At 69.3% G+C, this 24,531-nt stretch carries 18 protein-coding genes; 9 read left to right on the top strand and 9 right to left on the bottom strand.

The annotated features are described in order from the left end of the window. The first annotated feature begins 8 nt into the window (after window positions 1-8). The 3 genes from ligA (at window position 9) to def (ending at window position 3,238) form a co-directional block, all read left to right on the top strand. Window positions 9-2,108, top strand: a complete 2,100-nt coding sequence (gene ligA, locus ACSFA5_RS31050; RefSeq protein WP_435447897.1) for an NAD-dependent DNA ligase LigA — start codon at window positions 9-11, stop codon at window positions 2,106-2,108. 111 nt (window positions 2,109-2,219) lie between these two features. Then, window positions 2,220-2,654: a hypothetical protein gene (locus ACSFA5_RS31045; RefSeq protein ID WP_435447896.1), complete on the top strand. Its 435-nt coding sequence runs from the start codon at window positions 2,220-2,222 to the stop codon at window positions 2,652-2,654. Between the two features lie 44 nt (window positions 2,655-2,698). Continuing rightward, window positions 2,699-3,238: a peptide deformylase gene (def, locus tag ACSFA5_RS31040; RefSeq protein WP_435447895.1), complete on the top strand. Its 540-nt coding sequence runs from the start codon at window positions 2,699-2,701 to the stop codon at window positions 3,236-3,238. 6 nt (window positions 3,239-3,244) lie between these two features. Here def and ACSFA5_RS31035 read toward each other — a convergent pair whose 3' ends face one another. Next, window positions 3,245-3,640, bottom strand: coding sequence for a DoxX family protein (locus ACSFA5_RS31035; RefSeq protein ID WP_435447894.1), 396 nt, complete (start codon window positions 3,638-3,640; stop codon window positions 3,245-3,247). A 163-nt stretch (window positions 3,641-3,803) separates the two neighbouring features. On the opposite strand from ACSFA5_RS31035, the gene ACSFA5_RS31030 reads away from it, so the two are divergent. The 4 genes from ACSFA5_RS31030 (at window position 3,804) to ACSFA5_RS31015 (ending at window position 8,523) form a co-directional block, all read left to right on the top strand. Then, entirely contained in the window at window positions 3,804-4,838 is a 1,035-nt protein-coding gene (locus ACSFA5_RS31030; RefSeq protein ID WP_435447893.1) for an amino acid ABC transporter substrate-binding protein, read from the top strand. Next, window positions 4,835-5,833: an amino acid ABC transporter permease gene (locus tag ACSFA5_RS31025; protein ID WP_435447892.1), complete on the top strand. Its 999-nt coding sequence runs from the start codon at window positions 4,835-4,837 to the stop codon at window positions 5,831-5,833. Before ACSFA5_RS31030 ends, ACSFA5_RS31025 begins: the two co-directional genes overlap by 4 nt. Further along, window positions 5,830-6,885 (top strand): amino acid ABC transporter permease, encoded by a 1,056-nt coding sequence (locus ACSFA5_RS31020; RefSeq protein WP_435447891.1) that lies wholly within the window; start codon window positions 5,830-5,832, stop codon window positions 6,883-6,885. Before ACSFA5_RS31025 ends, ACSFA5_RS31020 begins: the two co-directional genes overlap by 4 nt. A gap of 270 nt (window positions 6,886-7,155) precedes the next feature. Next, window positions 7,156-8,523 carry a homoserine dehydrogenase gene (locus ACSFA5_RS31015; RefSeq protein ID WP_435447890.1) on the top strand — a complete coding sequence of 456 codons (1,368 nt, stop codon included), beginning with the start codon at window positions 7,156-7,158 and terminating at the stop codon, window positions 8,521-8,523. A gap of 11 nt (window positions 8,524-8,534) precedes the next feature. On the opposite strand, the gene ACSFA5_RS31010 is transcribed toward ACSFA5_RS31015, so the two are convergent. From ACSFA5_RS31010 to ACSFA5_RS31000, 3 genes are read right to left on the bottom strand one after another with little or no spacing between them, the layout of a single operon-like run. After that, the gene (locus tag ACSFA5_RS31010; RefSeq protein WP_435447889.1) at window positions 8,535-8,933 is read right to left on the bottom strand and encodes a PPC domain-containing DNA-binding protein; all 399 of its coding nucleotides are present in this window, start codon (window positions 8,931-8,933) and stop codon (window positions 8,535-8,537) included. A 4-nt stretch (window positions 8,934-8,937) separates the two neighbouring features. After that, a complete protein-coding gene (gene pgm, locus ACSFA5_RS31005) occupies window positions 8,938-10,593 on the bottom strand; it encodes a phosphoglucomutase (alpha-D-glucose-1,6-bisphosphate-dependent) (protein WP_435447888.1) in 1,656 nt (551 codons plus the stop codon). Beyond that, window positions 10,590-11,273 carry an HAD family hydrolase gene (locus ACSFA5_RS31000; RefSeq protein ID WP_435447887.1) on the bottom strand — a complete coding sequence of 228 codons (684 nt, stop codon included), beginning with the start codon at window positions 11,271-11,273 and terminating at the stop codon, window positions 10,590-10,592. The genes pgm and ACSFA5_RS31000 overlap by 4 nt, the downstream gene beginning before the upstream one ends. A 185-nt stretch (window positions 11,274-11,458) precedes the next feature. Between ACSFA5_RS31000 and ACSFA5_RS30995 the strand changes: the two genes are divergently transcribed. Both ACSFA5_RS30995 and ACSFA5_RS30990 read left to right on the top strand, forming a co-directional pair. Continuing rightward, a complete protein-coding gene (locus tag ACSFA5_RS30995; protein WP_435447886.1) occupies window positions 11,459-11,815 on the top strand; it encodes a hypothetical protein in 357 nt (118 codons plus the stop codon). Between the two features lie 163 nt (window positions 11,816-11,978). Then, window positions 11,979-13,319: a putative bifunctional diguanylate cyclase/phosphodiesterase gene (locus ACSFA5_RS30990; protein ID WP_435447885.1), complete on the top strand. Its 1,341-nt coding sequence runs from the start codon at window positions 11,979-11,981 to the stop codon at window positions 13,317-13,319. 36 nt (window positions 13,320-13,355) lie between these two features. Here the strand turns inward: ACSFA5_RS30990 and ACSFA5_RS30985 are convergent, their stop codons facing one another. The 5 genes from ACSFA5_RS30985 to bcsQ are packed head-to-tail and all read right to left on the bottom strand — an operon-like array spanning window position 13,356 to window position 24,531. Further along, window positions 13,356-17,768 carry a cellulose biosynthesis protein BcsC gene (locus tag ACSFA5_RS30985; RefSeq protein WP_435447884.1) on the bottom strand — a complete coding sequence of 1,471 codons (4,413 nt, stop codon included), beginning with the start codon at window positions 17,766-17,768 and terminating at the stop codon, window positions 13,356-13,358. After that, window positions 17,744-19,075 carry a cellulose synthase complex periplasmic endoglucanase BcsZ gene (gene bcsZ, locus ACSFA5_RS30980; protein ID WP_435447883.1) on the bottom strand — a complete coding sequence of 444 codons (1,332 nt, stop codon included), beginning with the start codon at window positions 19,073-19,075 and terminating at the stop codon, window positions 17,744-17,746. Before bcsZ ends, ACSFA5_RS30985 begins: the two co-directional genes overlap by 25 nt. A gap of 7 nt (window positions 19,076-19,082) precedes the next feature. Beyond that, the gene (gene bcsB, locus ACSFA5_RS30975; RefSeq protein ID WP_435447882.1) at window positions 19,083-21,527 is read right to left on the bottom strand and encodes a cellulose biosynthesis cyclic di-GMP-binding regulatory protein BcsB; all 2,445 of its coding nucleotides are present in this window, start codon (window positions 21,525-21,527) and stop codon (window positions 19,083-19,085) included. Beyond that, window positions 21,524-23,692 carry a UDP-forming cellulose synthase catalytic subunit gene (bcsA, locus tag ACSFA5_RS30970; RefSeq protein ID WP_435447881.1) on the bottom strand — a complete coding sequence of 723 codons (2,169 nt, stop codon included), beginning with the start codon at window positions 23,690-23,692 and terminating at the stop codon, window positions 21,524-21,526. Before bcsA ends, bcsB begins: the two co-directional genes overlap by 4 nt. After that, window positions 23,689-24,531: a cellulose biosynthesis protein BcsQ gene (bcsQ, locus tag ACSFA5_RS30965; protein ID WP_435447880.1), complete on the bottom strand. Its 843-nt coding sequence runs from the start codon at window positions 24,529-24,531 to the stop codon at window positions 23,689-23,691. Before bcsQ ends, bcsA begins: the two co-directional genes overlap by 4 nt.

The following is a 24,531-nucleotide window of genomic DNA, read 5'->3' as shown; positions in this document are numbered from 1 at the left end:
GACACCCCATGACGACGCGCGACGAAGCGGCACGCGAAGCCGCCGCACTGAGCGAACAGCTGCACCGGCACGGCCATCTCTACTACGTGCTGGACGCGCCCGAGCTGCCGGACGCCGAATACGACAAGCTGTTCCAGCGCCTGCAGGCCCTGGAAGCCGAATTCCCCGACCTGCGCACGCCCGATTCGCCGACCCAGCGCGTGGGCGGCAAGGTGCTCGACGGTGCCACCAAGGTGCGCCACAAGGTGCCGATGCTGTCGATTCGCACCGAGACCGACATCACGGCCGGCGGCGCCAGCGTCTTCGACGCGCGCGTGCGCAAGGAACTGGGGCTGGCCGAAGACGGGCCGCAGGTGTCGTACGTCTGCGAGCTGAAGTTCGACGGCCTCGCCATGAACCTGCGCTACGAGCACGGTGTGCTGGTGCAGGCCGCCACGCGCGGCGACGGCGAGGTGGGCGAAGAGGTCACGCAGAACATCCGCACCGTGCGCGAGATTCCGCTGCGCCTGGCCGGCAAGGCGCCGCCGGTGGTCGAGGTGCGCGGCGAGGTCTACATGAAGCGCGCCGATTTCGATGCGCTCAACGAACGCCAGCGCCAGAAGATCGCGGCCGGGCACAAGAACGAGAAGGTGTTCGTCAACCCGCGCAATGCGGCCGCCGGCGCCGTGCGCCAGCTGGACCCTGCAATTGCCGCGGAAAGGCCGCTGAGCTTCTTTGCCTACGGCTTGGGCGAAGTCACGCCCGCGGCCGAAGGTGGGCCCGACCATCCGACCCAGTTCGACTGGCTCAAGCAGTTCGGTGCATGGGGTTTTCCGGTCGCCACGCAGACCGCACGTGCGAATGGTGCTATTGAATTAATAGCATTCCACGAAAACATTGGGCGTCAACGCGACGCCTTGCCCTACGACATCGACGGCGTGGTCTACAAGGTCGACAGCATCGAGCTGCAGCGGCAACTGGGCTTCGTGTCGCGCGAGCCGCGCTGGGCCGTGGCCCACAAGTACCCCGCGCAAGAGCAACTGACCGAGGTGCTCGGCATCGAGATCCAGGTGGGGCGCACCGGCAAGCTCACGCCGGTGGCCAAGTTGGCGCCGGTGTTCGTCGGCGGCGTGACCGTGACCAACGCCACGCTGCACAACGAGGACGAGGCGCGCCGCAAGGACGTGCGCGTGGGCGACACCGTCATCGTGCGGCGTGCCGGCGACGTGATTCCCGAAGTGGTCGGCGTCGTGCCCGAGAGCCTTGCGAAACCCGACGGCGAGCGCGGCGTGCAATTCACCATGCCGCACCAATGCCCCGTGTGCGATTCGGAGGCCGTGCGCGAGGAGGGCGAGGTCGACTACCGCTGCACCGGCGGCCTGTTCTGCGCGGCGCAACGCAAGGAAGCCATCCTGCATTTCGCGGCGCGGCGCGCGGTCGACGTCGACGGGCTTGGCGACAAGCTCGTCGAGCAACTGGTCGACGCCGACCTGATTCGCACCTTGCCCGACCTGTACAAGCTGGGCTTCACCACGCTCGCCGGGCTGGACCGCATGGCGGACAAGTCGGCGAAGAACCTGGTCGACGCGCTCGAGGCGTCGAAGAAGACCACGCTGCCGCGCTTCCTGTTCGGCCTGGGCATCCGCCACGTGGGCGAGACCACCGCGAAGGACCTGGCCAAGCACTTCGGCAAGCTCGACGCGATCATGGACGCGACCGAAGCGCAGTTGCTCGAGGTGAACGACGTCGGGCCGGTGGTGGCGCAAAGCCTGCGCACCTTCTTCGACCAGCCGCACAACCGCGAGGTGGTCGAGCAGTTGCGCGCCTGCGGCCTGACATGGGAAGAGGGCGAGCCCGCGGTCCGCGCGCCGAAGCCGTTGGCGGGCTTGACCTTCGTGATCACCGGTACCCTTCCTACGCTGAGCCGCGATGAGGCCAAGGATAAGTTGGAGTTGGCCGGTGCCAAGGTGGCCGGTTCCGTCAGCAAGAAAACCCATTACCTCGTGGCCGGTGAAGAGGCCGGGAGCAAGCTCGACAAGGCCCGTGAGCACGGGGTCGAGATCATCGACGAGGCGCGCATGCTGGAGATCCTCGCCAACGGCGTGCCGGCAGCAACACCCGAAGGATGAGGCAGCGGCAGGCCCTCTTTACCGGCCGTTACGCCGCTTCATCGCAGCGCAGTCAACAGGGTCTACAACCTGGCGTTGAAAGATAACTGAAGGCCACAAGGAGAGTCCCTCATGCAAAAAATTCGAATTCTTGGTGCCTGCGTTGCACTCGGCGGCGTCGCGCTGCTGAGCGGTTGCGTGGGGGTTCCCGGCGATCCGTACTACGGTGGCGGGGGCTATGCGGGCGGGGGCTATTCCTCCGGTCCGTACTACAGCGAACCTGCCCCGGTGTACGTGGCACCCGCACCGGTCTACATCAACGGCGGCGGCTACTACGAGCGCGATCGCCGCCCGTATTACGACGGTGGGCGCCAGTATTACGGCCGGCCCGCCTACCCGGCGGTGCGACCAGGGTACCCGGCAGCGCGCCCGCCCAATTTTGGTGGTGGACGCCCGGGCGTCGCGCCGCAGCCGCGTCCCCCGATGGCCGGTGCAGTTCCCCAGGAACCGCGTGGCAACGCGCGCCTTTGGACGTCGCCGGATTCCAAGGGTCAAACCCCTCCCTGATCCGTCAGCGGACGAGGGCTCGAGGCTGTCGCGATAATTCCGCCATGGCCATCCACGACATCCTCAAGATGGGCGACCCCCGGCTGCTGCGCATTGCGCAGCCGGTCACCGCCTTCGATTCCGACGAACTGCACCTGCTGGTGCGCGACATGTTCGAGACCATGCATGCAGTCAACGGCGCCGGCCTCGCGGCGCCGCAGATCGGCGTCGACCTGCAGCTCGTGATCTTCGGCACGGACATCGTCAACCCCCGCTATCCCGATGCACCGCTGGTGCCCCGCACCGTGCTGCTGAACCCCGTCATCACGGCGCTGGACGACGAGGAGGAAGAAGGCTGGGAAGGGTGCCTGTCGGTGCCGGGCCTGCGCGGCGTGGTGCCGCGCTTTGCCAACATCCGCTATACAGGCTTCGATCCGTACGGCGACCCGATCGACCGCATTGCCACCGGCTTCCATGCGCGCGTGGTGCAGCATGAAGTCGACCACCTGCTGGGCAAGCTGTACCCGATGCGGGTGCGCGATTTCTCGCGCTTCGGCTACACCGAGGTCCTCTTCCCGGGCCTCGATGCGGCCGACGACGATTGAGCCCGCTCAGTTGTACTTGCTGCTGAGCGCGAAGCGGCCGCCGCCCATGAACGCCAGTGCGAGCGCCGCGAACAGGAACATGCCTTGCAGTTCCAGCGCCCAGCCGCCTTGCTTGCCGAGGGCCGTGAGGTCCTTGGCGTGGACCAGCGCAAACGCCACGAGCATGTTGATGGCCACGATCCAGGCGGCCGGGCGCGTGTACAGGCCGATGATCAGCAGCACGGGTGCCACGATCTCACCGATGTAGACCAGGTAGGCCAGTGCGCCCGGCAGCCCGTGCTGGGCCAGCATGCCGGAGATGAAGCCGACGCCGCCCTGCAGCTTGGCGATGCCATGCAGCAGGATCAGCACGCCTAGAGAAACGCGCAGGATGAACTTGCCGGTGTCGTCGGATTTGACCATTTGAGTAGGTTCCAGTGAGAGTGTTGAGAGGGCCGTATGGTAGTGAACATCCGGCACTTCCAGCCAGCCTCTTGCGGTGCATATGCATCCAACCCGGAGTTCTTTGGCAGAGTCGGGGTCGGCCCGTACACTGCCTTTTGCTTACTGTTGAGGAGAACCACCAATGAACAATCGATTCCGCCCGGCACTGCTTGCCGCCGCCTCCGTCCTCGCGCTGGCCGTCGCCGCGCCGGCCTTCGCAGGCAAGACGCTCGACGCCGTCAAGCAACGCGGCACCGTCAAGTGCGGCGTGACCAACGGCGTGGCGGGCTTTTCCGCACCGGACACGCAGGGCAACTGGTCGGGCCTGGACGTCGACACCTGCCGCGCCATCGCGGCGGCGGTGCTCGGCGACGGCAAGAAGGTCGACTTCGTGCCGCTCAATTCGCAGCAGCGCTTCTCGGCCCTGCAGGCCGGCGAAATCGACATCCTCGCGCGCAACACCACCTGGACCCTCACGCGCGACGCGTCGCTGGGCTTCAACTTCACCACCATCACCTACTACGACGGCCAGGGCTTCCTGGTGCCGAAGAAGCTCAAGGTGACGAGCGCCAAGCAACTGAAGAACGCGACCATCTGCACGCAGTCGGGCACCACCAACGAGAAGAACGTGTCCGACTACTTCCGAGGCCTGAACATCCCGGTGAAGACCGTCGTGTTCGAGAGCTTCGAGGCCTCGTTCAAGGCCTTCTTCTCGGGCCGCTGCCAGGCTTTCACGACCGACGCCTCGGCGCTGGCCGGCCTGCGCAACAAGGAAGCGCCGAACCCCGACGACTACCTCATCCTGCCGGAGCTGATCTCCAAGGAGCCGCTCGCGCCGCTGGTGCGCCGCGGCGACGACGAGTGGTTCGCCATTGCCAAGTGGGTGCCCAACGCGCTGATCGAGGCCGAGGAAGCCGGCGTCACGCAGGCCAATGCCGACGAGCTCAAGGCCAACAGCAAGGACCCGGCGCAGCAGCGCCTGGTCGGCACCGGTGAAGACCTGGGCAAGCTGCTGGGCCTGGACAAGGACTGGTCGTTCCGTGCGATCAAGGCCGTGGGCAACTACGGCGAAATGTTCGAGCGCAACGTCGGACCGAAGTCGGTGCTGAAGCTGCCGCGCGGCTCCAACAACCTGTGGAGCAAGGGCGGCCTCATCTACGCACCCCCGGTTCGATGAGTCCTGAGGCCTCGCGCCGCGGCGCCTGGCTGGCCTGGGTCGTCCAGGCGCTGCTGGTGCTGGCCGTGGTGGCCGGCGCGGTCTGGGTGGTCCACCACGCGCTGGAGGTGCTGCGCGCGCGTGGTGTGCGCTCCGGCTTCGACTTTCTGACCGAGCCCGCGGGCTTCTCCATCAGCGAGGGCTGGCTCGACTTCGATGCGAGCCAGCCGTTCTGGCGCGCCTTCCTGGCAGGCCTGATCAACACGGTGCGCGCGGCGGTGCCCGCGGCCATTTTTTCGGTCGTGCTCGGCACGCTGATCGGCATCGGCCGGCTGGCGCCGCATGTGCTGCTGCGCGGCATCTGCACTGCGTATGTCGAGCTGCTGCGCAACGTGCCGCTGCTGGTGCAGTTGCTGATGCTGGCCTTCGCCATGGCCAACCTGCTGCCCGATCCGACCGAGCCCGTTCGGCTGTTGCCGGGCGTGTGGCTCAGCAAGGGCGGCCTGGCCGTGCCGTGGCCGGTGGCGGGCGAGGGCGGCTGGTGGCCCACGCATTTCGAGTGGCCCGAGCGCGGCGACTTCGGCGTGAGCGGCGGCGCGGCATTGAGCCCGGAGTACGTGACCATCGTCGCGGGCCTCACCTTTTATTCGGCCGCCTTCGTGGCCGAAATCGTGCGCGCGGGCATCCTGTCGGTGTCGCAAGGGCAGGTGCTGGCGGGGCAGGCTTTGGGGCTGTCGTCGGGGCAGCAGTTGCGCATCGTCGTGCTGCCGCAGGCGCTGCGCGTGATCGTGCCGTCGCTCACCAACCAGTTGCTCAGCCTCACCAAGAATTCGTCGCTGGCGGTGGCCGTGGGCTATCCGGAACTGGTGTCCGTCGCCAACACCACCATCGGCTCGAACGGCCGCGCCTTCGAGTGCATCGCGATCATCATGGCGATCTACCTGGTGCTGTCGCTGCTGATTTCCTTCGGCATGAACCGCTACAACGCGCGCGTCGCCTTGCGGGGCTGGCAATGAGGAACGTCGCGCAGGGGCCCATCGCGTGGCGCAGCGAACTGTGGGGTTCGCCGCTGCGGGCATTGGCGACGGTGCTGTTGCTGGCATTGCTCGCATGGGGCGGTTTTCACTTCGTCGAATGGGGCGTCGTGCACGCGGTGTTCCGGCCCGACGCCGAGGCCTGCCGCGCGGTGCAGCACGGCGCCTGCTGGGGCGTGGTGGCGGAGAAGTGGCGCCCGATGCTGTTCGGGCGCTTTCCCTATGAAGAGCAATGGCGTCCGGCCATTGCAGTGGTCGTGCTGTCGGCCGTGACGGTCCTGAGCGCCTGGCCGCGCAGCTGGCGCTGGTGGCTGCTGCCGCTGTGGGCCGTCGCGCTGCTGCTGTTCGTGGGGCTGATGCGCGGCGGCGTGCTCGGCCTGGCCCCCGTGCCCACCAGCCGCTGGGGCGGCCTGCCGCTGACCATCGGGCTGGCGGTGGTCGGGCTGGCGCTGGCGTTTCCGCTCGCTTTGCTGCTGGCGCTGGGGCGCCGCTCGGGCTGGCCGGTGGTGCGCACCTTGAGCGCGAGCTACATCGAGCTGGTGCGCGGCGTGCCGCTGATCTCGGTGCTGTTCATGGCGTCGTTCCTGCTCCCGCTGCTGTGGCCGGCCGGCTGGCAGCCCGACGTGCTGGTGCGCGTGCTCGCCGGCCTCACGCTGTTCGTGGCGGCCTACCTCGCCGAGATCATCCGCGGCGGGCTGCAGGCCGTGCCGCGCGGACAGACCGACGTGGCGATGGCGCTGGGCTTCGGCCGCTGGCCGGTGCAGCGCGACATCGTGCTGCCGCAGGCGCTGCGCCTGGTGGTGCCCGCGTTGACCAACAGCGTGGTCGGCACGCTGAAGGACACGTCGCTCGTCACCGTGGTCGGGTTGTTCGAGCTGACAGGCGCGCTGGGCCTGGCGCTGGGCGGCGACCCCACGTGGCGGCCGTTCTACCTCGAGGGCTACCTTTTCATTGCCCTGGTGTACTGGGTGCTGTGCTTCGGCCTCTCGCGCTACAGCGTGTGGCTCGAGAAGCGGCTGTCGGCCGCGCCCTGAGCGTGCGGCCAAAAGCCTCCTGTACACTCCGGGCCTTCATGACGAGCCACAACTTCTACCCCGCATCCGCCGCAGCCTCCATGGCTCGCATGATGCCGTCTGCCTCCGCGCAGGCGATGGTTGTTGCTCGAATGATTACCACCATTACCACCGCGGTCACCTGACACGCGCAGGTGGCCGTTCCGGCAGCCACCTGGTGTATCGCTCTCTCCCCGAACGAATGAACCCAGCTCTGGCAGCTGGGTTTTGTTTTTTCGTCTGGAGATGTCCATGTACCGCGATCCCGTTGAATCCCTCGAGCCCCTGCACAGCCTGAACGACCAGGCGGCCACACGTACCCTGCGCGTGGGGATGATCGGCATCGGCACCGTGGGCTCCGGCACGTTTCGCGTGCTGGCGCGCAACCGGGCCGACATCACGGCCCGTGCCGGCCGGTCGATCGAGCTGGTGATCGTCGCGGCGCGCGACCTGGCGAGGGCGAAGGGCATCGTGGGCGACAGCGTGGCGCTGACGGCCGATCCGATGCAGGTCGCCACGCACCCCGATGTCGACGTGGTCGTGGAAGTCGCCGGCGGCACCGGCGCCGCACGCGACTGGGTGCTGGCCGCCATTGCGCACGGCAAGCACGTGGTCACGGCCAACAAGGCGCTGCTGGCGGTCCACGGCACGGAAATATTCGCCGCCGCACGCCAGCAGGGCGTGGTCGTGGCCTACGAAGGCGCCGTGGCCGTGAGCATCCCCATCATCAAGGCGCTGCGCGAAGGCCTGGCGGCCAACCGCATCGAGTGGGTGGCCGGCATCATCAACGGCACCACCAACTTCATTCTCAGCAAGATGCGCGACGAGGGCCTCGACTTTGCCGCCGCGCTCGCGCAAGCCCAGGCGCTGGGCTACGCCGAGGCCGACCCGAGCTTCGACATCGAAGGCATCGACGCCGCCCACAAGCTGACCCTGCTCGCCGCCAACGCCTTCGGCATGCCGCTGCGCTTTGCGGATGCGCAGGTGGAGGGCATCACGTCCTTGCAGGGGGCGGACGTGGCCTGCGCCGAGCAACTCGGCTATCGCATCAAGCTGCTGGGCGTGGCGCGCCGGCAGCCGAACGGCGTGGAGCTGCGCGTGCAGCCCGCGCTGGTGCCGGCCGGGCACCTGATGGCGCATGTCAACGGCTCGATGAACGCCGTCATGGTCAAGAGCGATGCGGCAGGCCTCACGATGTACTACGGCGCGGGCGCAGGCTCGGAGCAGACGGCCTCCGCCGTGATTGCAGACCTGGTCGACGTGGCGCGGCTCGACGGCGTCCACGCCCGGCAGCACGTGCCGCACCTGGGCGTTCACGCGCATGCGACGAACGCGCTGGCCGTGCTGCCCCGCGCGGCGGTGTTCACGTCGCACTACCTGCGCGTGCCGGTCGCCGTCGCGAGCCACGTCCAGGCGGTGACGGCCTGCCTCGCGGAGCAGCGCGTGCCGGTGCGCCAGGTCGCGTTGGCGACCGATCGGCCGGGCTCGGGGCCGCAGGTGCTGGTGCTGACCGGGCCCGTGGTGCAGGGCACGCTGGACCTGGCGGTGCATGCGCTGCAGGCGCGCGCCGAAGTGGCCGGCCCGGTGGTGACGCTGCGCGTGGAGTCGCTGGAAGGCTGAAAGTCCGGGCTTCAGGGCTTGCGGCGTGGCATCAGTTCGGCATAGCCGGTGAGCGGGTCGTGCGTGCGTGCGAACTGCCAGTCGGGCAGCAGGGCGAGAAGGATTTCGGCGGTGGTGCGCACCACGCACCCCGGCGCCGCATGCCCGCCGAAGACCCGGCCTTCGCCGTCCGAAACGCTCATGTGAATGTGCGAACCGTCGGGCGACAGGCTGCCTGCCAGCGTGAGGATTTCCAGGTCGCCCTCGATGCGTGCCGGCGTCTCGGTACCCGCGAAGCGCACGCTGGCCCCGCGCAGGCTGCCGATGCCCGAGACCACGAACGCGGCCTGCGCGTTCGCTTGCCCCAACGCCGCATCGAGCGACGCGCGCAGGTCGTCGCCCGGGTTCAGGCGCAGCACCAGCGTCTGCATGGGGTCAAGCTCCCGAGAGCGCCCCGTCCACCACGTGCTGCGCCTCTTCGAGGATGCGCGCCAGGTGTTCCTTGCCCTTGAAGCTCTCGCCATAGATCTTGTAGATGTTCTCCGTGCCCGAAGGCCGCGCCGCGAACCAGCCGTTCTCGGTCGCGACCTTCACACCGCCGATGGCTGCGCCGTTGCCCGGCGCATGGCTCAGCACGTTCACGATCCTGTCGCCCGCCAGTTCGGTGGAGCGGATCTGTTCCGGCGACAGGCTCGACAGCCGCTTCTTCTGCTCGACGGTGGCCGCCGCGTCCACCCGGTCGGACACCGGATGGCCCAGCGCCTGCGTCAGCTCCGCGTAGCGCTCGCCCGGGTCGCGCCCGGTGCGCGCGGCGATCTCGGCCGAGAGCAGGGCGGGCACCATGCCGTCCTTGTCGGTGGTCCACAACGAGCCGTCGTGGCGCAGGAAGGTCGCGCCCGCACTCTCTTCACCACCGAAGGCCAGCGAGGCGTCGACCAGCCCGTCGACGAACCACTTGAAGCCCACCGGCACCTCGTACAGCTTGCGCCCCAGCCGCGCCGCGACGCGGTCGATCATCTGGCTGCTGACCACCGTCTTGCCGACAGCGGCCTGCGCGGGCCACTGCGGGCGGTGCGTGTAGAGGTAGTCGATCATCACCGCGAGGTAGCTGTTGGGCTGCATCAGCCCCGTGCTGCCCGCCACGACGCCGTGGCGGTCGTGGTCGGTGTCGCAGGCGAAGGCGATGCCGAAGCGGTCTTTCAGGGCAATCAGCTTGTGCATGGCGTCGGGCGATGACGGGTCCATGCGGATGCGGCCGTCCCAGTCGAGCGACATGAAGCGGAAGGTCGGGTCGACCTCCTGGCTCAGCACGTTCAGTCGCGAGAGCTTGTAGCGTTCGGCGATCGCGGGCCAGTAATGCACGCCTGCGCCCCCCAGCGGATCGACGCCCAGGTCGATGTTCACGCCGCGGATCGCGTCCATGTCCAGCACCTGCGCCAGGTCTTCGACGTAGGTGTTCAGGTAGTCGTGCCGGTGCGTGGTGGAGGCGCGCAGGGCTTGTGCGAGCGGCATGCGCTTCACGCCCTCGAGGTTGCTGGCCAGCATCTTGTTGGCCGCCGCTTCGACGGCCGAGGTGATGTCGGTGCCCGCCGGTCCGCCGTTGGGCGGGTTGTACTTGAAGCCGCCGCTCTCGGGTGGGTTGTGCGAGGGCGTGATGACGATGCCGTCGGCCAGACCTGTGGTTCGGCCTCGGTTGTAGACCAGGATGGCGTGCGACACGGCCGGCGTGGGCGTGTATTCGTCGTCCTTCGAGACCATCAGCTCGACCCCGTTGGCCGCGAGCACTTCCACCGCGCTGTTGAAGGCCGGCGTGGACAGCGCGTGCGTGTCGATGCCCAGGAACAGCGGCCCGTCGATGCCTTTTTGCTTGCGGTGGTCGCAGATGGCCTGGCTGATGGCCAGCACGTGCCATTCGTTGAAGGCGTCGTCGAACGAAGAGCCGCGGTGCCCCGAGGTGCCGAAGGCCACGCGCTGGCTGGCCACGGACGGGTCGGGCCGCCCGGTGTAGTAGGCCGAGATCAGGCGCGGCACGTTGACCAGCAGGTCGAGCGGGGCGGGCTGGCCCGCGAGTGGGTTGGTGGCTTGGCTCATGTCGATGGAAAGTCGAAGTTGATCAGGTCGCCGATGCGTTCGATGGTGATGTCGGCCGGGGCGTAGGCGGCAATGGCCTGCGTGTCCAGCGCATAGTGCCCCTGCCGCACGAAAACGGTCGTCAGACGTGGCCCCCAGATGGCCTTCATGGCCGACAGGATGCGCAGCTTGTCGTCGATCATCACGTAGTGCGCAGCGGGGTGGCACTGCTCGACGGCGTCGAGCATCTGCTCCTTGTGCACGTAGATCAGCACGCGGCCGTCGGTGGCCTCCCACAGGCCCGAGCGCTGCACCTTGCGCGGCTGGAACACCACGTCGCCGTCGGACAGGATCACCGTGGGCCCGTGGCGGCGCAGGTGCTTCAGCGCCTCCAGCGCGCCGGGGTACAGCCGCTCGGCAAAGGGGTAGTCGATGAGAAAGCTCGACATCAGCAGCAGCCGCGAGTCGCTCATGCCGTGGCGGCTTTCCTCGGCGCGGTAGCGCTGCAGGGCGCCCAGGTAGTCGACGTAGCCGAGTTCGCTGCGCAACTGCTCGAAGGCCGTCCAGTAGCGGCTGGCGCTTTCGGCGCCGAAGGCGTCCTCGAGGTGCGCGCGAAGGTCGGCAATGACCCGGTCGTTGTCGAGAAGGGTGTTGTCGACGTCGATCAGGAAAACGGTGGAGGCAGGCTGCTGCTGTGTCATGGAGGGGGCGGCCGGTGGGCCCGGGTGCGGGCGTCGGTTTCAGCATACGCCTCGAACGCAGGGCCGGCCCGCGGCGGCGTGAATTAGTTGATGCTTTGCGCCGCGCTGGCGTAACCTGTGGCGCGGAGCCGCCGCCGGGTCCCCTAAGCTCTCGCCCAGTTTCAAGGAGCAAGAAAAAAATGCGCATGACAAATGGTCGAGACGGGATCCGGCCTGCACTGCGGGCGCTGGGCCTGGCGATGGGAGCGAGCTTGCTGGTGGCGGGCTGCCAGTCGCCCCCGAAGGACAGGCCGCTCACATCCGAGGTGCCTGAGCCGCCGAGCTTCGCCGCGCCGCCCGACGCCTGCCGGGCCGCCGACGCGCGTTTCGGGTTGGGCCTGCGTGCGAGCCCGCCGCTGCTGGAAGAAATGCGCCAGCGCGCAGGCGCCAGTCTGGCCCGCGTCGTGCTGGCCACGGACAGCGCCGACCCGGCGCAGGACATGATGCGGCTCAACGTGCAGATCGAATCCACGGGCCGCGTGGTGGGAGCGTTCTGTGGCTAAGCCGGCAGGCCCGCGTCGCGGGATGCATGCACGAGTGTTGTGCGCACACCGCGGCTGTAACAATTCTGGGTACCGACGCGCAGAACGCCCCGAATTGGGAGAACAATAGTCCGCGACTTCCCGGAGCCACAGTCTTTTGTCGAACACGCAACCTCCCGCCTCATTGACCTCGTATCACGACGGTTCGGCGCGCCTTCCGCCGGATGAAGTGCTGCGCCCGCTGATGGCCGATTGGGCCCGCGCAGGCAAGCGCCTGGCGGCCGTCTGCTACATCGACGTCGACCGCTTTGCCGAGCTGAACGACCGCCTGGGCATGGTCGCGGGCAATGCCGCGCTCGAAGAGGTGGCCCGCCGCGTGCAGGCGCAGTTGCCCCGCGAAAGCGTGATGGCCCGTGTGGGCGGCGACGAGTTCGCGGCCGTGTTCGCCGGCCTGGGCACTTCGCAGTGCGCGCAGGTGCTCGAACGCATCCAGACCGCGCTGGCCGAGCCCTGGGCCTGGCGCGACCAGCCCGCCAGCATCGACGCCAGCATCGGCGCCATGATGCTCGACAGCAATGGGCCGCCGCCCGAGACCGCCCTGCGCCAGGCGCAGCACGCAGCCTTCTTCGCCAAGCGCGCGGCCGACGGCAAGGTGCACTACTTCGACGCCCCGCAGGCGCGCGCCGACGAGCAGATCGTGCGCGAGCGCCAGCGCATCCAGGAAGGCTTGCTGCAGGGCGAGTTCTTCCTGGTCTACCAGCCCAAGGTCGACATGCAGCGCGGCGTGGTGGTTGGCGTCGAGGCACTGATCCGCTGGCAGCACCCCGAGCGCGGCCTGCTGCCGCCCGTGCAGTTCGTGCCGCTCATCGAAGACGATGCGCTGGTCGAGCAGGTGGGCGACTGGGCCATCGCCACCGCGCTCTGGCAGGCGCACCAGTGGCGCCTGGAGGGGCTGCAGATTTCGGTGAGCGTGAACGTGGCTCCGCGCCACATGATGCGTTGGGACTTCGTCGACCGGCTGGCGCGCCACCTGTCGCAGTTTCCCAAGCTGGGCGCGGGCATGCTCGAGCTCGAAATCCTCGAGACCACGGCCATCAGCCAGTTCGCGAACGTGGCCCTGTTCGTGGAGGCCTGCAAGGCGCTGGGCGTGGGCGTGACCATCGACGACTTCGGCACCGGCTATTCGTCACTCACGTACCTTCGCCAGCTGCCGGTGTCGGCCGTGAAGATCGACCAGTCCTTCGTGCGTGGCATGGCCGAGAACGAACAGGACCGCGCCATCGTGCAGGGCATCCTGGCGCTGCTGAACGCGCTCGGCCTCACCGCGGTGGCCGAGGGCGTGGAAACAGCCAAGCTGGGCGAGGTGCTGCTCGCCATGGGCTGCACGCTGGCCCAGGGCTATGGCATTGCAAGGCCGATGGCCGCCAAGGACATCGTGCAGTGGGTGGCGCAATACGAGCAGGCGCCCCTGTGGGGCACCGACGCGCCGATCGGCACGATCGTGCTGCCCGCTGCGGCCAGCTGAGCAACCGAACCGGGGCGCGGTGCCCCGGCTCGCGCGTCAGAGAAGCGGCGTGTACGGCGAGCTCATCGGGTTCAGCGTGGTGCCGCTCCCGCTGCCGTAGCCCGGCGCACCGAGGGTGCTGGGGCCGCCGAACATGTAGCGCAGGTACACGCTGCCGGTGAACTGGCGGTAGTTCTGCGCATTGTTGAAGCCCAGCGCACCGCCCAGGAACATCTTCGGCGCCAGCTGGTACTCGAGCACCGCGGCCAGGTTGTAGGCCAGGCCGGTCTTCGACGTGCCGGGGTACGTGTTGTTGTACACGGTGCTGCTGAAGCCCAGTTGCGTCGCCAGGTTCGCCACGCGCTGCGCTTCGGCGTTGCGCGCGGAGTCGGTGGGGAAGTAGGGCGACGTTTTCTGGGTGAACGACTGCACGCCCAGCGACGCGTTCACGCGCCACGCGAGCCGGTCGGAGCGCCCGGTCCAGTCGACCGGGAAGGCCACGCTCACGAAGCTCTGCGGGCTGAAGTAGCCGCCTTGCCCGAAGGTGTAGTAGCTCAGGTTCTTCTCGTAGCCCATCAGCCCGATGTTCATGCCCAGCGTGAGCTTGGAGCCCGGGTTGTTCAGCAGGTGCAGATAGGCGCCGCCGCCGGTTTCCACGCGCGAGTTGCTGGCCACGTTCTTGCCGGTGATGCCGTGCGCCGAGAGGTAGGTGTACGCGCCGTAGGTGCCGTCGTCGTAGCCGATGTCGCCGCGCACGCCGGTGGCGACCACGCCGCCCCAGCGATCACCGGTGCGCGCGTCCTTCGCGCCGGCGAACGACAGCACGCTGTCTGTCACCGCGCGGCGCGACACGTCCGCCTTGTAGTTCCACGAGTCGCCGAAGCTGCCCTTGAACGTCGCGTTGCCGACCACGTTGGTGGTCGGAAAGCCCAGCGGCGTGGTGCCGATGCCGCCATCGAAGTTCTTGCCCTCGTAGCCCACGTTCAGACCGACGCCCGAGGCGTTCTGCTGGCCGGGTTCGGTCTTGTCCTGCTGGCTGGGGTCGTTCAGCGCGGCGAGCGATCTGGCCACGGCCGTGGGGCCGCCGCCGAAGCGGCTGAGGGTCGAGTAGTTGCTGGCGGGCGTGCCGGCGTCGAGCACCGTGGGCGTCACGCCCACGACGATCTTGCCCTCGCCGACCGGAAAGCGCGCCTGCACCGGCAGCTGGAAGTCCGACAGCCGGCTCAGGCCCGCCTCGCCAGCGCGGTTCCGGAAGACGGTGCCCGCGGTGAGGCTCACGGCGCGCTGCGCCTCCAGGTCCTGCAGCTCCGAGGTCAGCGTGTTCGCCGGCGCGGCGCGCAGCGGCGCGTTCCAGCTGGGTTCGCTGCGCGGCGCGTTGGCCTGCGCATAGGCCGCGTTGGCTTGCGGATACACCGGATAGCCGCCGGGCTGTCCCTGCGGAATGTAGACCGGCGCCACTTGCTGCGTGCCGGGCACCGGGTACTGCTGCATCGGCTGCATCGACGGTGCGACATAGGCCGAGGCTTGCGGTGTGTTGTTGTTCGCGTTGTTGCGCGCGGTGCGTGTCGAGCCCTTGGCCGTGGCCGCTCGGCCCTTTGCGTTCGAGGCCGGTGCTGCGGAACCCCAGGGCAGGGCGCCCGGTGGGTAGGCGTTCGGCGCCGCGGCGCCAGGGTAGGCGGGGTAGGCCTGCTGCGGGTTCACGGGGTAACCCGCCGCGGGGTAGGCCTGCGCGTAGACCGGTGCCGCACCCGCCGCGGCGGGATAAGACACCTGCTGCATGCGCGCCTGCTGCGCGAACGGATTGCCGTTGGCCGGTGGGTAACCCGTGGGCACGGCCGCGCCCGGTGCGCCGCTGCCGGTCATGCCGGCGAAGGGGTTGCCGCCGCCCATCTGCATCGGCATGCCGCCCGGTGCACCGCCCGAGGCGACCTGCCGTTCAGCGTCCACCGCCGCGCGCAGGTACTGCTCGGCCTTGCGGCTTTCGCCTGCGTTGCGGTACACGCGGCCGGCGGCGGCCAGCACGCGCGACTGGTCGGGCGCCTGCTTCAGCGCGGCCATGACGTAGTTCTCGGCCTCGCCGTGTTCGCGCTGCGCGCTGGCGCTGGCCGCAGCGGCCAGCAGGGTGTCCAGGTCGGTCGGGTTGCGTTGAAGAATGCGCTGGTACAGGGCCAGGGCCTGGCTCTCGTCGCGCGCCGCCGAGTACATGCGTGCCAGAGCGCCCATGGCCTGCGGATCGTTCGGTCGCTCGGCCAGCACCGGCGCCATCGCGTTGTAGGCGGCTTCCAGGTTGCCGGCCTCGCGCAGCGCGTCGGCCTGGCGCAGGGCAAAGGCCACGCGCAGGCTGTCGAAGTCGTTGCGCTGGCTGGCCGTCATGTTCACGCCGGCAAGCTGGCGCAGCACGGCGGACAGCTCGATGTCCTGCTTCGTCTTGAGCAGCACCGACGCGTACAGCAGCCTGTCGCCGATGCTCGGAGTAGGCGAACGCGCGAGCAGTTGCCGGCTCATGGCGAGCGCGCGAGGCGCATCGCCGATTTCCGCGTAGGCGCCCGCGAGCTGGCCCCACAGTTCGGCCGGCATGTCGGTGCTCAGCGCCGACTCGGCCTGGACGAGCACGCCGCGGGCTGCATCGACCTGGCCCTGGCGCGCCAATGCGAGTGCGCGCGCGGCCTGCGACTGCGCCCACAGGCGGCGTTGCAGGCCGGACATTTCGCGCGTGCGCGATGCGGCGGGAATGCGTTCGAGGTACTGGATGCCGGCGGCCGAGTCGCCTGTTTCGGACGCGAGCAGGGCGCTGGCGTACAGCGCGTCGGGCATGTCCGGCTGCGACATCAGCAGCCCTTCCATCACGCCGCGTGCCTCGGACACCATGCCCTGCTTGCGGTAGATGTTCGCCAGGTCCAGCCTCACCCACGGGCTGTCGGGCGCCGCGAGCATCGCGTCTTCGAGCGTGCGCTGCGCGCCTGCCGCGTCGCCGGCATCGGCCTGCTGGCGGGCGCGGGTGCGTGCCTGCTCGACCTGGATGTCGCGCAGACCGCCGAGTTGCGTGGCCTGCTCGGGCGTGAGGCGGCGCGCGAGCGCCAGGGCCTCGTCGGGGCGGCCGGTCTGGCCGTACACCGAGATCAGCCCGCGCAGCGCCTGCGTGTTCTGCGGCTTGCCTTCGAGCACGCGCTTGTAGCCCTGTTCGGCCTGCGCGTAGTCGCCGGCGGCGGCGCGCAGGTCGGCCAGCGCGTTCTGGCCCACGGGCTCGCGACCGTCGATGCGCACGGCACGCTCGTACAGCGACTGCGCACCGCGCAGGTCGTTCTTGCCTTGCGCGGCGCGGGCCTGCCCGACCAGCGTCCAGTAGGTGGCGCTTTGCAGCGCGGAATTCCATTTGCTGCCGCCGCCGCGCACCGCGCGTTCGAGTAGCTCCTGCGCTTCGGCGAAGCGCTCCTGGCGCAGGCGCACCAGGCCCAGGCCGCCCAGGGCCTCGGTGTCGTCGGCCTTGGTGCGCAGCGCCAGCTGGAAGCGCTGCTCGGCGGTGGCCGCGTCGCCGCGGTCCAGCGCCTTGAAGCCTTCGCCCACGGGCACGTCGGGCGTGTTCGCCGCGGCGGCCTTGGCGGTGGTGAGCGTTTCCAGCCGGGCGGCCACGGCCGCATCGGTCTGGTTGCTGCTCAGGTAGTCCTGGTAGAGCGGCACGTCGGGCTGGCGTGCGTCGAGCCAGATCAGCGCCTGGCGCCAGGCCGCGCGCGCGGCGCCGGCCACGGCGGGCTGCTTGCTCAGCTCGACCAGCTCGCGAATGCCGGCGCGTCGCGTCGGTTCGCTGTAGGTCTTCTGCTGCGCCAGCGCGAGCCGGTAGTTGGCGTTGTCGGGGTGGTCTTTCACCAGTTCTTCGAGGCCCTTGCGGCCTTCGTCGGCGCCTTGGGGCGTGCTGGCGAGCACCTGGTAGTACTCCAGCGCCAGCGCCTCGGGCGGCGCCTTGTTGTCGAACTGGCTGCGGTACAGCTCCACGGCCTCGGCGGCGCGGCCGCTGCGCGCGGCGGCGCGGGCGCGCTGCAGCGTGCTGCCGGCCTGGCCGGGCTGCTGGGCCTGCTGCTGCAGGCGTGCAAGGCGTGGGTCGTTCGGGGCGGCGGCGCGCAGCCGGGTGATCCAGCCGCGCGCGGGCTCCGCGTTGTTACGCGACAGCTCGACCTGCGCCATGCCGTACATCGCGTCGGCCGAGCGCGGGTTGACGGTGAGCAGCTTCTTCCAGCTTTCCTCGGCCAGGTCGGCGCGGCCCTGGGCCTGCCAGTAGTTGCCTTGCTCGATGAGCGCCGCGGTGGCGTCGGCCTGCGCGTGCGCGGGGTTGGCGGTGCACAGCGCGGCGAGCATGCCCAGGCAGGCCATCCACTGCTGCGACTGGGACGACAGGCGCCCCGGCGTGCGTGTCGGCAGGAGCGTGGCGACGCCAGAGGGACGCTGCGGCTTCAAGCCGGTCGATTGGGACGGCATAGCGTTCTCCATGAGGTTTGCAGCTGGCCGTTTCGGCCGAATTCATAACGGCCGTCGAGCCAGGCCTGGCCGAACAGCAACAGGCACTGTTCGTAGTAAGGCAAAGGCGCCACCGGCGGGGTGGTGTCGTTCGGCGCACGGGGCGGCACGCGGCCGCCCGGCACGCGCGCGACTTGTGCGGCCAGGGCGTCGGTGTCGTTCACCGCCTTCAGGTAGGGGAGCATCGCGCCCGAGAAACCCAGCGGCGCCATGCCGCGCACGGCGCCCGTCACGGTGTCGACGAATTCGGGCACCGGATGGCCGTCGGCCATTTGCAGGCGCGGGCCGCGCAGGTTCAGCAGCAGCATCTTGCGCGCCGGGTCCTTGTCGGACAGCATGCCCGCCCAGAGGTACGTGCGAATGGCGTCGTAGCTGCCGGTGACGCCCTTCAGCGGGTCGGCCACGAAGGCGCGGTCGCTCTGCGACCAGGCGCACCAGTCGGGCGCAAAGCCCTTGGGCGTGACGCCGCCGAACATGCGCAGCGTGTTGTCCGTGACCTCGTTCCACGGGCCTGCGGGGTCGGCCTGCTGGAAGTAGCGCAGCAACTGCAGCGGCATGTAGCTCGGGTTGAGGCGCCACAGCGGCCCGCTGGCCACCGACTTGGGCCAGGGCAGCAGCATGCGGCCGAGCCCGGGCAGCGAGATCACCTCGTCGCGCACCACCATGGCGAGCACGGCGCGCCCGAGGGTGCGGTAGTTGGCTTCGTTCCAGAGCCGGCCGCCCTCCATCAGCGCGTAGGCGATCCACAGGTCCGAGTCGGACGCCGAGTTCGCGTCGAGCACGCCCCAGCCGCCTTCGGGCTTGCGGCCCCACTGCCAAGCCGGCAACTGCTTGGCCAGGCTGCCGCCCGCGAGGTTGGCCTCGGTCCAGGCCAGCACGCGCGCGAAGGTGGCGCGGTCGTTGTGGACCAGCGCGAAGAACAGGCCGTACGACTGCCCCTCGGAGGTCGACTGCTGCTGTGCCGTGCTGAAGTCGATCACCCGGCCGTCGGGCTGGATGTGGCGCCCCGCGAAGGCGGCCCAGTCGGTGGCCGGATGGCAGGCCGCGGCGACCGGTGCGGGCGCAGCAGCGGACGAAGAAGGCGAGGGCGCGCTGGCCCGCGCCGCAGCGGCGGATGCAGGCGCGACCGCAGGCGCCGCAGCAGGCGCAGAGCCCGGCGCCGCGGCCGCCAGCTTCGGCAGCGTCAGCGCTAGGCCGGCCGCCGCCAGCAGGGCGCGCCGGCCGGCGAGTCGTTCGGGGGGGGGCGTGATGATCGGCAAACGTCGCATGAAAAGATTATTTGGGCTTGTTGACCGACAGGCGACGGCGCGCCCGCAGTTGCAGGCCCGCATACGACACGGCCGCGCCCAGCAGGGCCAGCACGATCACCAGCGCGCCCAGCAGCAGCGGGCTGCGCGACAGGTTCCATTGCACCCAGGCGATGGGGGGCAGGCGGCCGACGTAGTAGGTGTCGCCACCCAGCACGCTGTTGACCTGCGTGTCGCGCACGATGGCCATGCTGCCCTGCACGCTCTTGAGGAGGTCGGGCGTCATCAGCGCGTTGAGCAGCGCTTCCTTCGAGCCCGCGGTGGTGATGGCGGCAATCACGCTGCGCCCGCTGCGAAGCGGTGACTCGAAGCCGGCCAGCACCGCGTCGCGGCCGTCGTCGCCCACCGCGATCTGCATCGCGCCGGGCAAGTCTTCACGGGTGCGCGCGCCGATCACGAAGTCGACGGCGTTGTCGATCCAGCTGTTGACCTTGAGCTCCGGCGAATTGCCGTTGCGCTTGAGCGGCATCTTGTCCGCCCACTGCGTGAACAGCGGCTGGCTCTGCAGGTTGCCGATGACCAGCAGGTCCTTGTCGGCCCACTGCGCCGCCTCGCCCGAGCGGCCCACCTTCACGCGCAGCGCGGGGTAGCCGGTGGAGCGGCCGATCTGGCCGAGCAGGCCCAGGTAGGTCTCGGTGTCGTTGTTGTCGGGCTGGTCCGGCAGGATCACGGCGGTGTCCGACAGGTCGGCCATGCGCGAGAACGGGAAGCCGCCGTTGGCATAGGCCGCCAACTCGGGCATGGCGATGAAGTGCGGGAAGCCCGACACGTCGATCTTGGAGGTCGGGTCGATCGAGCCGCGCACGTTGTCCAGCTGCGGCACGCAGCGCCCACCCACGGGCTCGAAGTAGTAGTGCAGGCGCAGCTGGCTGCGCGCGCCCATGGCCAGCGGCGGCAGGATGATTTCCTTGTGCTCGGCCAGCGTGCCGTCGGGCATCAGCTTCACGGCCAGCGGGTTCCACCAGCGGTCGCCGGCCGGGTTGGCCGAGCGCAGCGGCAGCCCGCCGATGAAGTTGTCGTTGACGTTGACGTTCAGCGTCGACTGGTCGGGCCGCACGCGCGGCGTGTAGCGGTATTGCAGGTCGAGCGGAATGCCGCGGCTGCGCCAGGTGAACAGGTCGGGCGGCAACTGCAGGTTGACGCGCACCACGTCGGGGTTGTAGCCGGTCACCGACAGGTCGGCGGCAGTGGTCAGCTCGCCGAGCTGCAACGCGCGGTCGCTGGGAATCCAGCGTGGCGCGTCGTAGGGCTTGCGCGCCGGCGGCTCCTGGAACGCGGTGACCGCGGCCTGCGCGCCGGCGAAGGCCTTGCTGTTGAGCGCCAGCGCGGCGGCGGCGGTGCGCAGGTCGGCGGGCGTGCGGCCCATCACCAGCAGCAGCTTCCCCGAGGCGTCCTGCGGGTTGTCGACCACGGCCAGCGCCGGGCCCTGGATGGCGGGCAGCGTGAGGCCGGGAATGTTCGACTCCGGCGTGACGAACACCACCGCGTGGCCGTTCGGCAGCTCGCCGTTGGACACGGGGAAGGTCGCGCCGCGGTAGTCGGCCAGCGAGCCGAACCACGACGACAGCACGCCGGCCGCCTCGAGCACCGGGCCCGCCGCGGGCGCGCCGAAGACGAACGGAATGCGCGCGCGCCGCACGTCGCGGCGGTCGAAGAAGGGCTGGGGCAGCGAGCCCAGGTCGTTCGTGAGCTTCAGCGGCGCCACGGTCAGCTTCAGCGTGCTGGTGGCGTCGATGCGCGCCCACAGGCTGGTGTGGGACGGGTCCTCGCACTCGCGCGTGTAGTGGCCGATCAGCTCGACGTTGATGCGGTTGAACTCGGTGATCAGGCGCCGGTCGATCGGAATGTCGGCTGTCTGCGGCTTGCCCGCGTCGGCACGGTTCACCGCCAGCGTGGCCACCAGCACGTCGTTCACCGTGACCTTCAGGTGCGACAGCTCGGGAATCAGCGAGGGCGAATATGCGTAGTTCAGCTTGAACGAGGCGGCCGTGACCAGCTCGTCGGCGCGCACGTTGAACGGAATGCCCACCGTGCCGCTGATGCCGCGCAGCTGCACCGCGTAGTCGATGCCCAGCTGCGTGAGGTTGAACTCGCGCACCGCACCGGCGGCCGGCGAGGCGGCAGGCGCGCCGGCGGCGACGACCGGAGCGGCTGCGCGGGACGCGGACGCCGTCGGCGCGGTGGTGACTGGTGCGGCCGGCGCGGCAGCCGCACCGGCCGGCGCCTGTGCGCTGGTCGAGGGCGGTGGCGCCAGCGGGCGCGGCTGGGCCCGGACATTGCCGGCGAAAGCAGCAAAAGCGCCTAAAAGGGCCACCGTCAGCAGCGTGGCGCCGGCGGGCGAGTGCGAAAGCGAGCGGGAAGCCACGCGAGCAGGGGTCACGGCGCGACGGTGCGCGCGCTGGGTGGTCGTCACGTGGATTCCTTGGCTTTGACGGGGCGCAGCCGCGAGGCGGCCGAACGGTAGTAATGGCTGAACATGTCGCGAAAACCTGTGCCGCTGATGCTGATGATGTGGCCGAGCACCCGGTGGATGGGCACGCGCGGATGGTTGCCCCAGCGCGCTGCCCAAATGTCGGCGCGCGCGGTCGTGCACTGCACCAGCGCGCGCTCCTGCGCGAAGCTCATCGGTGCGAAGCGCAGGCCCAGGCGCTTGCCGGCGCTGAAGCGCACGGTGGAGGCGAAGCGCGACTCCTGGTCGTTGCGGTACAGCGCCACCTGCACCGGTGTTTCGAGGTCGAGCTTCAGGTCGTCGGGCAGCTCCACGCCCAGGCCGCCGCTGGAGAAGTCGAAGGTGTTGCAGCGCAGCGAGCGGCCGTCGGCAAAGTACAGCGTGGCCGGCAGCACCAGGTCCACGCGGTGCGCGCCGCGCAGCTGGCGCGACTCGTTGGCCGCGGCCACGCAGGCGCCCAGGATCATCAGGTTGTAGATGGTCCAGGCCAGGTTCAGCCACACGGTGGCGATGTTCTGCGGGTCGACCCAGGTCAGGCGCCACACGCCCAGGCACACGCCCACGAAGTTCAGCGCCAGCAGCACCAGGCTCGCCTTGGCGATGGTGCTGTCGAAATACTCTTTCTGGATCAGGCCGCCCTTGGCCGTCACGTTGAAGCTGCCGAGCTTTGGGTTGATCAGCGCCACCAGCGTCGGGCGGAAGATGTACCAGGCCAGCACGGCCTCGTACACCTCGTTCCACAGCAGGTATCGAAAGCGCCCCTGGATGCGGCTGTTGGTCAGGTTGGCGTGCAGGATGTGCGGCAGCGCGAAGGCGAAGATCATCGACGCCGAGGCATGGATCACGCTCGCGCCGAAGTACAGGTAGGCCAGCGGCGCCGTCAGGTAGATGAGCCGCGGCAGGCCGTACAAGAAGTGCAGCATCGCGTTCACGTAGCACAGGCGCTGCGCCCAGTGCAGGCCGCGCCCGAACAGCGGGTTGTCGATGCGGAAGATCTGCGCCATGCCGCGCGCCCAGCGAATCCGCTGGCCCACGTGGCCCGACAGGCTTTCGGTGGCCAGGCCGGCGGCTTGCGGCAGCGCCAGGTAGGCCGTGCTGTAGCCGCGGCGGTGCATCTTCAGCGCGGTGTGGGCGTCCTCGGTCACGGTTTCCACCGCGATGCCGCCCACCTCTTCCACGATGGTCCGGCGCAGCACCGCGCAGGAGCCGCAGAAGAAGGTGGCGTTCCACAGGTCGTTGCCGTCCTGGATCAGGCCGTAGAACAGCTCGCCTTCATTGGGCACCGTGCCGAAGGTGTCCAGGTTGCGCTCGAACGGGTCGGCCGAGAAGAAATAGTGGGGCAGCTGGACCATGCCCAGCTTGGCGTCGCGCCCGAACCAGCCCATGGCGATCTGCATGAACGAGCGCGTGGGAATGTGGTCGCAGTCGAAGATCGCGACAAACTCGCCCGTGGTGTTCTTCAGCGCGGCGTTGATGTTGCCGGCCTTGGCGTGCAGGTTGTTGTCGCGCGTGACGTGGGTCACGCCCACGTCTTCGCAGAACACGCGGAACTCGTCGCGCCGGCCGTCGTCCAGCACGAAGATCTTGATCTTGTCGCGCGGCCAGTCGATCGACTGCGCCGCCAGCACGGTCGAGCGCACCACCGACAGCGCCTCGTTGTAGGTGGGAATGAACAGGTCGATGGTCGGCCACTCGGCGGGGTCTTCCGGCAGCGGCACCGGCTTGCGCTCCAGCGGCCAGGCGGTCTGGATGTAACCCAGCAGCAGCACGATGAACGCGTACACCTCGGCCATCAGCAGGCCCAGGCCCAGCAGCAGGTCGACCGGGTTGTCCATGAACATGGTCTCGGTCACGCGCCAGTAGGTGTAGCGCGAGGACACGACCACCGACAGGAAGATCAGCACCAGGCTGGCGAAACGACCGCGAATCCGGTTGGTGATGAGCGCCGCGGCGAAGATGCCCACCGACAGCACGATCTGCTGCTCGAAGGTCATGGGCGCGATGATCAGCGCGGGCAGCAGCACCAGCGCCGCGAGCCAGCCGGCAATGCGCACCGGCAGCAGGCGCAGCAAGGCGGGGGCGGGGCGCGGAGCGGGTTGCTCCAGCGGGCCGGACGAGGCGCTTTTCATCGTGTCTGTTCCATGTTGCGCGGAGAAAACGGGTTTTGGGCTTGCTCCAGTTCGTGCGCCAGTTGCTGCCGATGCCGGCCGGCATCGACGCGCTCGAGCAGCCGCTCGGTGCACGAGGCAATGTCCTGCGTGGCCTGGCTCATCGGTGCGTAGCGCTGCACCGGCACCGCCGAGGCCAGCGCCTCGGGCACGGCCTGGTCCAGGTGCAGCACCCCCAGCAGGTCGGGGCGCAGCTTCTGGCGCAGCATTTCAAAGACGTCGTGGTTCAGGCGCTTGCCGGGGTCGACCTGGTTCACCACGTAGCCGGTGCCGAAGTAGTCGGCGCGCGGGCGTGCGTACTTGTCGAGCATGCGTTCGACGATCGGCAGGGTCGCGAACGAGCCTGCGTCGGGCAGCACCGCGACCACGCCGAACTGGGCCGCGCGCAGCGCCTGTTGCAGGTAGACCGACGGGCCGGGCGGGGTGTCGAGCACCACCAGCATGTCGGCGGGCAGGCCGAAGCGCACCAGTGTCTCGGCCAGCCAGCCGGGGCTGCGGGCCAGTTGCTGTTCGAACGTGATCTGCCGTTCGTCGTCGACGTCGCCAAAAGGCAGCAGCATGACGCCGCCATGCGCCGGGCGAATGGCGCGCGCCCAGGGCATCAGGCCGGTGGCGGCCTCGACCAGGCCGGTGTCGCAAGCCTGCGGTTCGTTGGCAATGTGAAAGCGCAGGGCGTTCTGCGGATCGAGGTCGATCGCCAGCACCTGGCGCCCGCGCTGCGCAAGCGCCGTGCACAGGTTGGCCGTGACCGTGGTCTTGCCTACGCCGCCCTTGGATGAAATGACCGGAATGACGACCAT

The sequence above is a fragment of the Variovorax monticola genome (assembly GCF_051216855.1).
Taxonomy (GTDB): domain Bacteria; phylum Pseudomonadota; class Gammaproteobacteria; order Burkholderiales; family Burkholderiaceae_C; genus Variovorax.
This window is presented reverse-complemented; position numbering and strand designations above follow the sequence as displayed.

Bases quoted from the DNA above. Each gene is read 5' to 3' on its own strand.
- ligA (WP_435447897.1), top strand. From the start codon at position 9: ATGACGACGCGCGACGAAGCGGCACGCGAAGCCGCCGCACTGAGCGAA.
- ACSFA5_RS31045 (WP_435447896.1), top strand. From the start codon at position 2,220: ATGCAAAAAATTCGAATTCTTGGTGCCTGCGTTGCACTCGGCGGCGTC.
- def (WP_435447895.1), top strand. From the start codon at position 2,699: ATGGCCATCCACGACATCCTCAAGATGGGCGACCCCCGGCTGCTGCGC.
- ACSFA5_RS31035 (WP_435447894.1), bottom strand. From the start codon at position 3,640: ATGGTCAAATCCGACGACACCGGCAAGTTCATCCTGCGCGTTTCTCTA.
- ACSFA5_RS31030 (WP_435447893.1), top strand. From the start codon at position 3,804: ATGAACAATCGATTCCGCCCGGCACTGCTTGCCGCCGCCTCCGTCCTC.
- ACSFA5_RS31025 (WP_435447892.1), top strand. From the start codon at position 4,835: ATGAGTCCTGAGGCCTCGCGCCGCGGCGCCTGGCTGGCCTGGGTCGTC.
- ACSFA5_RS31020 (WP_435447891.1), top strand. From the start codon at position 5,830: ATGAGGAACGTCGCGCAGGGGCCCATCGCGTGGCGCAGCGAACTGTGG.
- ACSFA5_RS31015 (WP_435447890.1), top strand. From the start codon at position 7,156: ATGTACCGCGATCCCGTTGAATCCCTCGAGCCCCTGCACAGCCTGAAC.
- ACSFA5_RS31010 (WP_435447889.1), bottom strand. From the start codon at position 8,933: ATGCAGACGCTGGTGCTGCGCCTGAACCCGGGCGACGACCTGCGCGCG.
- pgm (WP_435447888.1), bottom strand. From the start codon at position 10,593: ATGAGCCAAGCCACCAACCCACTCGCGGGCCAGCCCGCCCCGCTCGAC.
- ACSFA5_RS31000 (WP_435447887.1), bottom strand. From the start codon at position 11,273: ATGACACAGCAGCAGCCTGCCTCCACCGTTTTCCTGATCGACGTCGAC.
- ACSFA5_RS30995 (WP_435447886.1), top strand. From the start codon at position 11,459: ATGACAAATGGTCGAGACGGGATCCGGCCTGCACTGCGGGCGCTGGGC.
- ACSFA5_RS30985 (WP_435447884.1), bottom strand. From the start codon at position 17,768: ATGCCGTCCCAATCGACCGGCTTGAAGCCGCAGCGTCCCTCTGGCGTC.
- bcsZ (WP_435447883.1), bottom strand. From the start codon at position 19,075: ATGCGACGTTTGCCGATCATCACGCCCCCCCCCGAACGACTCGCCGGC.
- bcsA (WP_435447881.1), bottom strand. From the start codon at position 23,692: ATGAAAAGCGCCTCGTCCGGCCCGCTGGAGCAACCCGCTCCGCGCCCC.
- bcsQ (WP_435447880.1), bottom strand. From the start codon at position 24,531: ATGGTCGTCATTCCGGTCATTTCATCCAAGGGCGGCGTAGGCAAGACC.